Origin of the sequence: Clostridium sartagoforme (genome assembly GCF_039521405.1) — a bacterium.
In the GTDB taxonomy this organism is placed as follows: domain Bacteria; phylum Bacillota; class Clostridia; order Clostridiales; family Clostridiaceae; genus Clostridium; species Clostridium sartagoforme.
In genome coordinates this window covers 12,770-25,561 of record NZ_BAAACH010000010.1, presented here as the reverse complement: position 1 = coordinate 25,561, position 12,792 = coordinate 12,770, and the positions used below count along the sequence as shown (strand labels likewise).

Here is a 12,792-nt window from a genome sequence, read left to right as displayed (position 1 = left end):
ATTTTATACAGTCTCCTTCTTAAAAACATTAATTATAGGGATTAAAATCATAGCTACAAATCCTGCTGCTAAGCCATTATTATACAAATTAAGGCCGCCATGAAGATACCCTATATTGGTAACCATATTTACATGTAAAAATCCAGCTAAGATTCCTATTTTGATGCCGAATTTTCCGGCAATAGGAGAAAGTGCTGTAGAAAATAATATTGATAATATTAAGGATGGAGAATTTATAGGATTTACGTGTATTAAAGCACCTATTAGAGCACCTATAATAATAGGAACAACATTGCGTAAATGTTTACCAAAGGCTCCAAATCCAATTATAGTGAATATTCCAGATATAGTTGGACCATTTAAGTCTCCATCTAAAAAAATTACTAAAAGTGTAGATGTAAAACCAAGGATACTCATATTAATATAACATGTTTCTCCAAATAGTAAATAGAAATCACTAACTAATCTACCAGGTTGTTTTATGATAGAAAGTAATTTTTCTTTAGGATGAGGATTATAAAACAATCCTATTACCATTAAGTATAAAGAGATTGTAAATAATAGTATTGAAAATATTAAATTAGATCCTGTATTCCAAATCATTCTAGTTTCAAACTCTATGCCTACAGCTCTAAGAATAGACATTAAAAGTGTTGCAAATAATCCTGCTGCAAAGCCTACATTATATAAATTATAACCATTATGTGACTTTACACAGTGAGAAGCTACAGGCGCTATTATAAATCCAGTAAGTATACCTATGCCGTGCCCTAAAACTAAGGCAAATAAAGTAGAAAAATGATCAGTAAAACTAAGCTGACTTACTGTAGGTGCTAAGGTAGTTGAAAGCAAAGCCACTAGACTATAATTAAGAAAGGGTTCTTTTTGATACCTAGAATATAAGTACACACCTATAATTATTGGCCAAATGTTCAAAATGTTTTTTCCAAAGAAAGCGAAGCCAGTCATTAGCCATAAAGACATGATTGTTGAACCATTAGGTTTTACACCTATAAATATTAAAAGAAACATAGAAAGAATACTAGTTAAAGCTGAATTAAATAAGGATGCACCTATCCCACCAATTTCAACATAGTCAGTTATTAAAATATCTGGGCTTAAAATTATTTTTTTTAGTCCAGTAAATATTTCAGATGGAGAATCATGCAAAAATGCAACCAAGATAAAGAACAGATACATTACTAATAAAACAATATAAGGGGAGTAAATTTTCCTCTTTACTATAAAAATCACCTCTCAAAATAAATATCTATAAATATTAATATTAAAAACTTAAAATAATGTTGAATAAATTAAGTTAATTTTATAAAATTAACTAGTTATATAGTACTAAAGTAGTATAATATAATTATATCTAAAAATTAGTTAAATATAAATAAAAATAGGAGGAGTTCAGTGTGGATGGGAAAAAAATTAAGCAAGTACCAGAGATAAAAGGAATATTAAGAAGCCATGTGATAGAAGTACCTTCTTGCATAAGGGAATGTAGCGGAATAAAAATATTTGGAAAAAGAATAAAATCATTATTATTTACTACTGATGTTGCAATTATAAGAAATACTAATGCAGACGCTATAATAGCGGTATATCCATTTACTCCTCAACCACTTATAACTCAAGCATTAGTTATGGCAGCAGATGTGCCAGTTTTTTGTGGCGTAGGTGGTGGAATAACTCAAGGAAAAAGGGTTGTAAACTTAGCATTGGATGCAGAGTTTAAAGGTGCTATGGGAGTGGTAGTTAATGCTCCAACATCAAATGAAATAATAAAGAAAATACGAACAGTTATAGATATACCTGTAATAGTGACCATTGTTTCAGAATGTGAAAATCCTGCAGAGAGAATAGAAGCTGGATCTACTATATTAAATGTTTCTGGAGGAAAAAACACACCAGAAATTGTTAGAAGAATAAGAGAGCAGTTTCCAACTTTTCCTATAATAGCGACAGGAGGTCCAACGGAAGAAACTATAATGAAAACAATAGAAGCAGGAGCTAATGCTATAACATATACTCCACCACCATCAGGGGATGTAATGGGAAATCTTATGGATAAATATAGGGATGGATATTAATAAGCATTTTAGCAATTTATAAAGATAATGCATATAATATGATTTAGGGCTAAATATATAGGTGGAAAATAAATATATAGTGAGTGTCTATATTTTTTTATTTAACATAAGAAAATCTACCACTATGTAATATCATGGTGGTTTTATTATAATTATATTTTTGGAGGAGATTTTATGAAATTATTTGGGGCAAGTAAAATAGAAGGAAATGATTTATACATTGGAGGACTGAAGGCAAAGGATTTAGCTAATGAATACGGTACTCCATTATATGTTATGGATGAACAGCTTTTAATAGATAAGTGTAGAGAATATATAGAAAGTTTTAAAGTTAAATCTGAAAATAATAGGGTAGCGTTTGCTGGAAAAGCTTTTTTGACAGTAGGTATGTGTAAACTTATAGAAGAACAAGGGCTTTATTTAGATGTAGTTTCCGGGGGAGAATTATATACTGCATATAAAGCTAATTTTCCAATGGATAAAATATACTTTCATGGAAACAATAAAACCTTAGAAGAAATAGAGTTTGGAATTAAACTAGGAGTAGGTAGATTTGTAGTAGATAATTTATGGGAAATGACAGAAATAAATAAGGTTTCAGAAAAATATAATAAAATACAAAAAATTTATTTAAGGCTTACACCAGGTATAGAAGCTCACACTCATGATTATATTAAAACAGGACAGATAGATTCGAAATTTGGATTTGCCCCAGTTGGAAATATAATAATGGATGCTGTAAAGATGGCTATTGAATTAGAAAATATAGAATTAGTAGGGTTACATTGTCATATAGGTTCACAAATATTTGAAACAGAACCATTTGCAGATGCAGCTGAAGTAATGTTAAATTTTATAAATGGCATAAAACAAGAGACAGGTCATCTAATTGAGGAATTAGATTTAGGTGGAGGATTCGGAATTTACTATTCAGAAGGAGATAAGCCTAAGGAAACAAAGGAATATTGTGATGTAATCTTAAATAGAGTTAATGAGGTTTGCCAAAAGTTATCACTTAAAAAACCAATTTTAACAATTGAGCCTGGAAGATCAATTGTAGCAAATGCAGGAACTACTCTATATACTGTAGGATCCATAAAGGAAATCCCAGGAATTAGAACATATGCGGCTGTAGATGGAGGAATGGGTGATAATATAAGACCGGCATTATATGGAGCAAAATATGAAGCAATATTAGCAAATAAAGCTAGCAATAAAAATGAAAAGAATATTACAATAGCAGGAAAATGCTGTGAATCAGGTGACATATTAATACAGGATATAAGTCTTCCAAAAGCTGAAAATGGTGATATACTTGCGGTGTTAGCAACAGGAGCTTATGGTTTTTCCATGGCTAGCGGATACAATAAAAACTTAAGACCAGCAGTTATTTTTGTAAGAAATGGTGAAGCCAAAATTGTTTGTAAAAGGCAAAGTTATGAAGAGTTATTAACTAGTGAGATTTAATATAAAATAATGTAATAGAAGTAGGATAAGTGATATTCATTTATCCTATTTTTTATTAACATTTAATCTATTTTAATTTTAAATAAATATGATATACTAAAATATAAGATTAAAAAAAGAGGTGATTAAATACAAACATACTATGGATAATATAGAGTATATAATAGATAGAATTGAAAATGATTATGTTATAGTGGAAACAAAAGCTAATGAGTTAATTGATATTAAAAAAAGTGATATAGTAGGTATAGCAAAAGAAGGGGACATTTTACTTAAAAGAGATGGTTTATATCTTATAGATAAAGAGGCCACAAAATTAAGACATAAAAAAATTAATACAATGATGAAAGGATTATGGGAAGAATGATTGATACAAATAATAAAGATGAAGATAATAAAGTAGAAAAAAGCAATAAAAATTCTATGAAAAACTTCATTAACGAATGGGCAGTTCCAATAATCTCAGCAATAATATTAGCTTTTCTAATAAATAAGTTTTTATTATTTAAGGTTCTAATACCATCAGAATCTATGGTACCAACTTTAAATGTTGGAGATAGGCTTTTTGTTACGAGAGTATATAATTTAGATAAACTTAAGCGAGGAGATATAATAGTATTTTACTCAGAAGAACTTCAAGATTCATTAATAAAAAGATTAATAGGCTTACCAGGAGATAAAGTTAAAATTGAAAATGGTATAGTTTCAGTGAATGGTGAAGAGTTACAAGAAGAGTATATAGGTGCTACAGATAAGTTTAATGGAGAATATGAAGTTCCAGAAGGAAAGTATTTCTTTTTAGGAGATAATCGACTTTGGTCAAAAGATTCAAGATATTGGATTAATCCATATATATCTAAAGAAGATATAAAAGGTAAAGCTCAAATAAAAGTATATCCTTTTAATGAATTAGGAAAAATAAAATAGTTAATGATTAGAAAGGAAGAATTATGAGTAATAGAAATACAGAAGAAAATGATGATAAAAAGAAGCAGTATATTGTAGTGTATGCAATTATGGCATTCCTAATTTTATATGTTTTTAGCATAACGAAAAATTTTATGACTACTCAAGAAGTAAGTTATAATGAATTTTTAAATATGATAGAAAATAAGGAAGTTGAAAGTGTCATAATTTCATCTAGTGAAATACAAATTTTAAAAAAGGAAGATAGTACGAATAAAGTAAAAGGCAAGATGCTATATACTGGCAATGTTAATGATCCCAATTTAGTAAGTATATTAACGGAGTCAGGAGTAGAGTTTAAGGCTGAGCCTATGAAGAATAATTATATAATTGATTTTATATTTGATTGGGTAATAATGCCTATAATATTCTTCTTTATAATTAGATTTTTTATGGGCAAGGTTGGAAGAAAAATGGGTGGTTCACCTATGATGGGATTAGGTAAAAGTAATGCAAAGATTTATAAAGAAAATGATATAAAAATAACTTTTGATGATGTTGCAGGCCAAGATGAAGCAAAAGAATCATTAAAAGAAATAATAGATTATTTAAATAATGCTAGTAAGTACACTAGTATAGGAGCTAAATTACCTAAAGGTGCATTATTAGTTGGTCCACCAGGAACAGGTAAAACATTATTAGCAAAAGCAGTGGCTGGTGAAGCAAATGTACCTTTCTTATCAATATCAGGATCAAATTTTGTTGAGATGTTTGCAGGAATGGGTGCAGCAAAAGTGAGAGATCTTTTCCAAGAAGCAGAAAAAAATGCACCATGTATTATTTTTATAGATGAAGTAGATTCTATAGGTAAAAGTAGAGATTCTCAAATACAAACAAATGATGAAAGAGAGCAAACTCTAAATCAATTATTAACACAAATGGATGGTTTTGATTCTACAAAGGCTATAGTTGTTTTAGCTGCAACAAATAGACCGGAAATATTAGATAAGGCACTATTAAGACCTGGAAGATTCGATAGAAGAGTAATAGTAGATAGACCTGATTTAAAGGGAAGAATAGATATATTAAAAGTTCATTCTAAAGGAGTAAAACTTGGGGATGATGTAAACTTAGAAGAAATAGCAAAAAGTACTCCAGGAGCAGTAGGTGCAGACCTTGCAAATATAGTAAATGAAGCAGCATTAAGAGCAGTTAAACATGGCAGAGAGTTTGTTATGCAAGAGGACTTAAGGGAAGCTGTAGAAGTTATAATTGCAGGAAAAGAAAAGAAAGATAGGATACTATCTCCTATGGAAAAGAGAATAGTAGCCTTTCATGAAGTTGGGCATGCCCTTGTAGCTGCGCTATTAGAAAATACAGATCCAGTTCACAAGATAACTATAGTACCTAGAACAATGGGAGCATTAGGTTACACTATGCAATTACCTGAAGAAGAGAAATATCTAGTTTCTAAAGAAGAGCTAACAAATCAAATAATGGTCATGTTAGGTGGAAGATCAGCAGAAGAAGAAGTATTTAACTTACTTTCAACTGGAGCATCTAATGATATAGAAAGGGCAACAAAAACAGCTAGAAGTATGGTTACTATTTATGGAATGACAGATAAATTTGATATGATGGCTTTAGAATCAGTTCAAAATAGATATCTAGATGGAAGAGCAGTAAGAGAATGTAGTGATGAAACCTCAACTTTAATAGATGAAGAAATATTAAAAATAATAAGGACTTGTCATGAAAGCACAAAAAAATTATTAAGAGAAAATAGAGATTTACTTGATAAGATATCTGAGTACTTATTAGAAAAAGAAACTATATTTGGTAGTGAGTTTATGGAATTTGTGTACGATAAATATCCAGAACTAAGAGATAGAAAGAATAAAAAAGGTTAAAGATGCAAACCAAGTTATAGAAATATAAGAAATCTTAAAAGTTTAAAATAATGTAAAATGGATAAATTAATGAAAGGGTGTACATAATTGCTTGTTACACTCTTTCTTAATGATATAAATATAAAATCAAAGGGGGAGTAACTCTTGGATAAAATAGAATTATTAAAAGAAGAGGAAAACTTAAAAAATACATTAAATATTCTTAATGAAGAAACTTTAAAATATATAGATAAGAGAAAAGGTATTTCAGAATATATACTTGATTATAGAAAAAAGTATATTGAGGAATATAGAGATGATGAAGATAAATTAATGGAGTATTTTGATCACGAAAGATATATTAAGGAAGAATCATATAAAATGATAGATAAAAAATTAGGTGAATTTGTAAAGCTTAAAGAGTCACCTTATTTTGGGAAAGTTAACTTTATAGATGATGGATATTCAGAAGAATTGTATATAGGAAGATATGGATTAACTCCAGAAGAAAGTTATGATCCAGTAATAGTAGATTGGAGAGCACCGGTTGCATCTTTATTTTACAAAGGGATGTTAGGCAAAACAAGTTATAAAAGTCCACAAGGAGAAATGCCAGTAGATATATTATCAAGAAGACAATTAATTGTAAAAAAGGCTAAGTTGGAAGGATATTTTGATTCAGATATAAATATACAAGATGAGATACTACAAATGGTTTTATCATCCAACTCTGGAGAAAAGCTTAAGGATATTGTAAATACAATACAAAAAGAACAAGATGAAATAATAAGAGCTGATAGAAATAGAGTTGTTGTTGTAAATGGAGTTGCAGGTTCGGGAAAAACAACTATAGCTCTACATAGGATAGCATATCTTTTATATAATTATAGAGAACAGTTAACGGATAAAGTACTTATTTTAGGACCTAATGATATATTTATGAATTATATTTCAGAGGTATTACCTAATTTAGGAGAAACTGCAGTATTAAATGAGACATTTTTATCTTTTGCATATAAAGAAATAGGATTAAATGAAGCTGTAATGGATATATCTTTTTATCTAGAAGAAGTACTAAATGGAAACGAAAAAATAATCAATGAAATAAAATATAAGTCATCAAATAAATTTATAGAATTTTTAAATACTGAAATAGAAAAAATAGAAGAAAGTTATTTTAATATAGAGGCAGTTAAATTCTTAGGTGAAGAAATAGTTTCTATAGAAGAAATAAAAGAACTATTCAATAAGCATTATAAATATATGCCTATATTTAGAAGAAGTCAAAAGATAAAAAGAATATTAATTTCTAAGATAAAGGAAAAAAGAGATGAGAAGGTAAGAGAAATTAATATAAAAGCACAAGAAGAAAAATCAAAGCTATCACAACAAGAATTAGAAATAGAAGAAAATAATATTGAATTTAGAAGAAAAATTAAAATAAGAGATATAATAAGGGAAGTTATAAAAGTCAAACAGGATATAGAAAAATGGATAGATAATGACAGCATTATAAATATATATAAGAAGATTATAAATGTTGAAACTTTATCCTATTTAGATTTAGCGGCCATTTTATATTTGATGATAAAATTAGATGGAAGAAAGTTCAAAAGAGAAATAAAACATATAGTTATTGACGAAGCACAAGATTACAATATGCTTCAATTTATAGTTCTTAAAGAATTAACTGGATGTAGAAGTTATACTATAGTGGGGGATTCAAATCAAAGACTTATAAAGGTAGAAGAAGTTCCAGCAATGTTAAAGTTAAAAGATATATTTGGGAATTTCTTTAGTTTATTTGAATTAAAAAAGAGTTATAGATCAACTTATCAAATTATGGAATATGCAAGTAAGATATTAGATGAAAATGCTATAGTCCCATTTGTAAGAAAAGGTGAATTTGATGTTTTAGAAACAGTAGTACCAAAAGATGATAAGGAAGATTTAATAGATGTTATATTGAATTTATTAGAAGATTACCAAGAAGAAAAGTATGAAAATATAGCTATTATAACGAAAGATAAAGAGGAGTTAAACATAATAGCTCCAGAACTTAAGAAATATACTAATATATTAGCATTTAATAACCTAGATGTTGTCTATAAAGGGGGAAAAGTTCTTATACCTTCCTATTATGCAAAAGGCCTAGAATTTGATGCAGTAATAATAATTGATTTTGATGAAAATACTGATAATTTAATTAAATATATAATGTGCACTAGAGCACTTCATAGATTATCAATAGTAAAAATAAGATAAAACTATATTTTTTGTAGAAGGTAATGGGTAGTAGGTAGCAGTTTTTTAGAATACTGTTACCTTTTACTTTTTATTTTTAATTTGTGATATTTCACAATTTATTTAAATTTTTATTAGTCATAATTTAAGAAAAGTATAGATTAAAGGTAATAAGATTGTAATTAAAAAAAAACAAGCTATAATAAAAGCATAACTAGTTGTAAACGATATTAAAGGAGGGGGTTGAAGTTTGGATAGCTTTTACGAACAATTTCAGACTAAAAATTATAGTAACTTAGAAAAGATACTAAACAATGTATCTAAAGTAGTATTGGTTATTACAATAGTATTTATAGCAATGCTTAATTTTATAGGTGCTGCAATCTTTGCCTTAATATACTTAGTAGCATTTATTTTATCTAGAAAGCTCATAGTTGAATATGAATACGAGCTTACTGGTGAAGAATTAGTAATATTTAAAATAATGAATAAAAGTAAAAGAAAAGAAGTGGGAAATTTCAGTGTAAGAAGCATATCAAGTGTGAAAACCCCAGAACAAATGGTTAATAGTAATACTAAAATTGTAAGAGCATATTTAAAGGAGTCTGGAATAAAGGACAAGATTTATATTGCGAAAACATCTCAAGGTCTAATAGGATTTCAATTAGCCATGGACGAAAATTTGATAAGGTTAATTAAAAGAGTTAATCCACTAGCATTTTATTAATATATAAATTTGGAGGAGAAAATTATGGCAGGATTAAGTTTAAGAAATATTCAAAAAGTATACGAAAATGGATTTAAAGCAGTTCAAGATTTTAATTTAGACATTGAGGACAGAGAATTTATAGTTTTTGTTGGACCATCAGGATGTGGTAAGTCAACTACATTAAGAATGATTGCAGGCTTAGAAGAAATATCCGGAGGAGAATTATATATTGGGGATAAACTTGTAAATGATGTAGCTCCAAAAGATAGAGATATAGCAATGGTTTTCCAAAACTATGCATTATATCCTCATATGACAGTTTATGAAAACATGGCATTTGGATTAAAACTTAGAAAGCTACCAAAGCAAGAAATAGATCAAAAAGTTAGAGAAGCGGCAAAGATACTAGATATTGAGCATCTTTTAGATAGAAAACCAAAAGCTTTATCAGGTGGACAAAGACAAAGGGTTGCGATGGGAAGAGCTATAGTTAGAAGTCCTAAAGTATTCTTAATGGATGAACCTTTATCAAACCTTGATGCTAAATTAAGAGTTCAAATGAGAATAGAAATTTCTAAGTTATATAATGAATTACAGACTACATTCATATATGTAACACATGATCAAACAGAAGCTATGACTTTGGGAACAAGAATAGTTGTTATGAAAGATGGTATTATTCAACAAGTTGATTCACCAACTGAAATATACAATCATCCAGCAAATCTTTTCGTTGCAGGATTTATAGGAAGTCCTCAAATGAATATGACTTATGGACAAACTTCAACTAAAGATGGAAAAAACTTTGTTAAAATATTTGATGAATTAGTTGAAATTCCAGCAGATAAAGTTAATATAGTAAAAGAAAAGAATGCTGAAAATATAGAAGTTATAGTTGGTATAAGACCAGAAAATATTTACCATACAAAAGAAGAATTATCTAAACCAGGAGTTGTTACTTTCAAGGGTGAAGTTGATTTAAAAGAAAACTTAGGAGCAGAAACTTACATTCACCTTAAAAAAGACGGAGCTAACTTCATAATAAAATCTAGAGCAGCTAATGATTATAAAATTGGTGATCCAATAGAATTTGGATTTGATACTAATATGATGCATATATTTGATAGAGAAGAGCAAAATACAATATTTTAATCAGAGTAAAGTTTGTAGCTAACAATTAAACTGAAATTACCAGAATAAAAATAAAGCCTGCTGATTACAGCAGGCTTTTTGATTTTTAGAGTTATTAAAAATATACTAAAACTAATAAGTATCAGGCATTAATGTGTATTTTAAACTTTAACCTATGTTTATGAGTTATATAATGGCTTACTTTTTATTGCTATAATTATTTTCAGCCTGTTCCCAATTGACTACATTCCACCAATTATCTATATATTCAGAACGTCTATTTTGATATTTAAGATAATAAGCATGTTCCCAAACATCAATACCAATAATAGGGATTAGTCCTGTTGAAATAGGACTATCTTGGTTTGGAGTAGATATTATTGATAATTTTCCATCACTATTTGATACTAACCAAGCCCATCCAGAGCCAAATCTATTCAAAGCAGCTTCTTTAAATTGATTTTTAAAGTTATCATAAGATTCAAAATCTCTATTAATTGCATCTAATAAATCTCCTTTGGGTGTTTGATCTTTTTTAGGAGACATTATTGTCCAGAAAAATTCATGATTATATACGCCACCAGCATTATTTCTAACTGTTTCTCTAATATCATCTGGTACTGAATCTAAATCCATTAATATTCCTTCTAAGCCTTTAGAATATAATTCAGGATATTTTGCTATAGCTTTATTTAAATTATCTACATAAGCTTTTTGATGTTTATCATGATGAATGGTCATAGTTTCCTTATCAATATAAGGTTCTAATGCATCATAAGCATATGGTAATGGTCTTAGCTCAAATTTAGAATCACCTAATGCAGTACCTTTTACTAAAGCAGTAGGAATTAAGGAGATAAGAGTGATTATAGATAAAGCTAATAAAAAGAATGAGTAAATTTTATTTTTTGATTTCATTTTATACACCTCCTATTTTAGTATTTCTCTAAAAAGAGCATTTTATAAATAAATTATGTAAGTGATATAATAAATATAATAAGTAAATTAAAATTGGAGGAGTTATGGAAAAATTAATAAAAAATAATTCGATAAGTATAATATATTTTAGTGGTTCAACTTGTGGTGCTTGCGATGTAATAAAAGAGAAGGTACTACATGTTATTAGAGATTACAAGGAAATTAGGTTTCTTGAAATTAATGCATTGGAGCATAGGGAGTTAGCAGCTCAAAATGATATATTTTCTTTACCTATTTTGATATTGTTCATTAACAAAAAAGAAACACTAAGAGTTGGGAGACATTTTGATATATTAGAATTCAAAAATTCAATAGAAAGATATTATAATTTAATTTATAGATAGATATTTAATTAATAACTATATTTTTAAGAATTCCTTAATAAATATGATATAAACTTTGTAACTTCTTTAAATTAATATTATTAATATAAGGATGTTACTTAATATATACATTATGTTAAAATATTAATAAAAAAGACTTTTGGGGGATATATGAATAAATTGAATATTTTGGTGGTAGATGATGATAAAGAGATAACAGAAGCAATAGAAATTTATCTTATGAATGAAGGATATAATGTTTTTATAGCTTATGACGGAATACAAGCATTGAAGGTTGCTAGAGAAGAAGCAATTCATTTAATAATAATGGATATAATGATGCCAAACCTTGATGGTACTCGCGCAACAATTGAATTAAGAAAAGAAAAGGAAATACCAATAATAATGTTATCTGCTAAATCAGAAGATTCAGATAAAATATTAGGACTAAATTTAGGTGCAGATGATTATATAACTAAGCCATTTAATCCGTTAGAGTTAATAGCAAGAGTTAACTCGCAAATAAGAAGATATACTAGGTTTTCATCAATAAATAATGAAGAAAATAAAGGACTAATAACTGTAGGTGGACTGGAGTTAAATATCACTAATAAGGAAGTTTTAGTTAATGGAAGAGAAGCTAAGTTAACTCCTATAGAATTTAAAATTCTAAGTCTTCTTATGAGCAACTTGGGACGTGTATTTTCTATAGAGGAAATATATGAAAGAGTATGGAATGAAATAGCATATAATGTAGATACGGTAACTGTCCATATAAGGAGGATAAGGGAAAAGATAGAAGTAGACCCTAGAAATCCTCAATATTTAAAGGTGGTGTGGGGAGTTGGATACAAAGTTGACAAAAAATAAAATTTATAAAGAAATAAATATATTCTTAGTTATTTTATCAATAATAATTTTTTCAATATCACTTACAAAAACAATAACGGAATATAGAAATACTAAATATATTCATAAAACTAATTTTTATGATGAATATAACATTAGAAGTTATATTGATTCTTTTGATGAAACTTTGAAAACTTATT

General features: G+C 28.0%; 12 protein-coding genes. 10 read left to right on the top strand and 2 right to left on the bottom strand.

Translation table 11 applies throughout. The features are described 5' to 3' along the window. Positions 1–3: 3 nt before the first annotated feature. Complete coding sequence (locus ABDZ60_RS03370; protein WP_343776016.1) at positions 4–1,170, bottom strand: DUF1576 domain-containing protein; 1,167 nt, start codon at positions 1,168–1,170, stop codon at positions 4–6. A 248-nt stretch (positions 1,171–1,418) separates the two neighbouring features. Between ABDZ60_RS03370 and ABDZ60_RS03365 the strand changes: the two genes are divergently transcribed. From ABDZ60_RS03365 to ABDZ60_RS03330, 8 genes are all read left to right on the top strand, one after another. Continuing rightward, positions 1,419–2,096, top strand: coding sequence for a beta/alpha barrel domain-containing protein (locus ABDZ60_RS03365; RefSeq protein WP_016208074.1), 678 nt, complete (start codon positions 1,419–1,421; stop codon positions 2,094–2,096). A 174-nt stretch (positions 2,097–2,270) separates the two neighbouring features. Next, positions 2,271–3,563 carry a diaminopimelate decarboxylase gene (gene lysA / locus ABDZ60_RS03360; protein ID WP_016208073.1) on the top strand — a complete coding sequence of 431 codons (1,293 nt, stop codon included), beginning with the start codon at positions 2,271–2,273 and terminating at the stop codon, positions 3,561–3,563. Between the two features lie 121 nt (positions 3,564–3,684). Then, on the top strand, positions 3,685–3,930 hold the full coding sequence (locus ABDZ60_RS03355; RefSeq protein WP_343776013.1) for a DUF3006 domain-containing protein: 246 nt from the start codon (positions 3,685–3,687) through the stop codon (positions 3,928–3,930). Further along, complete coding sequence (gene lepB, locus ABDZ60_RS03350; protein ID WP_016208071.1) at positions 3,927–4,490, top strand: signal peptidase I; 564 nt, start codon at positions 3,927–3,929, stop codon at positions 4,488–4,490. Before ABDZ60_RS03355 ends, lepB begins: the two co-directional genes overlap by 4 nt. A 23-nt stretch (positions 4,491–4,513) precedes the next feature. After that, positions 4,514–6,379 carry an ATP-dependent zinc metalloprotease FtsH gene (ftsH, locus tag ABDZ60_RS03345; protein WP_343776010.1) on the top strand — a complete coding sequence of 622 codons (1,866 nt, stop codon included), beginning with the start codon at positions 4,514–4,516 and terminating at the stop codon, positions 6,377–6,379. 144 nt (positions 6,380–6,523) lie between these two features. Continuing rightward, a complete protein-coding gene (locus ABDZ60_RS03340) occupies positions 6,524–8,623 on the top strand; it encodes a HelD family protein (RefSeq protein ID WP_343776007.1) in 2,100 nt (699 codons plus the stop codon). 229 nt (positions 8,624–8,852) lie between these two features. After that, positions 8,853–9,329: a hypothetical protein gene (locus ABDZ60_RS03335; RefSeq protein WP_016208068.1), complete on the top strand. Its 477-nt coding sequence runs from the start codon at positions 8,853–8,855 to the stop codon at positions 9,327–9,329. Between the two features lie 24 nt (positions 9,330–9,353). Continuing rightward, a complete protein-coding gene (locus ABDZ60_RS03330) occupies positions 9,354–10,463 on the top strand; it encodes an ABC transporter ATP-binding protein (protein WP_343776004.1) in 1,110 nt (369 codons plus the stop codon). 177 nt (positions 10,464–10,640) lie between these two features. On the opposite strand, the gene ABDZ60_RS03325 is transcribed toward ABDZ60_RS03330, so the two are convergent. Continuing rightward, complete coding sequence (locus tag ABDZ60_RS03325; RefSeq protein ID WP_343776001.1) at positions 10,641–11,360, bottom strand: superoxide dismutase; 720 nt, start codon at positions 11,358–11,360, stop codon at positions 10,641–10,643. A 104-nt stretch (positions 11,361–11,464) separates the two neighbouring features. On the opposite strand from ABDZ60_RS03325, the gene ABDZ60_RS03320 reads away from it, so the two are divergent. Together ABDZ60_RS03320 and ABDZ60_RS03315 are read left to right on the top strand one after the other, a co-directional pair. Then, on the top strand, positions 11,465–11,764 hold the full coding sequence (locus ABDZ60_RS03320; RefSeq protein ID WP_343775998.1) for a thioredoxin family protein: 300 nt from the start codon (positions 11,465–11,467) through the stop codon (positions 11,762–11,764). Positions 11,765–11,914: 150 nt separating this feature from the next. Continuing rightward, positions 11,915–12,613 carry a response regulator transcription factor gene (locus ABDZ60_RS03315; RefSeq protein ID WP_016208064.1) on the top strand — a complete coding sequence of 233 codons (699 nt, stop codon included), beginning with the start codon at positions 11,915–11,917 and terminating at the stop codon, positions 12,611–12,613. Positions 12,614–12,792: the final 179 nt, after the last annotated feature.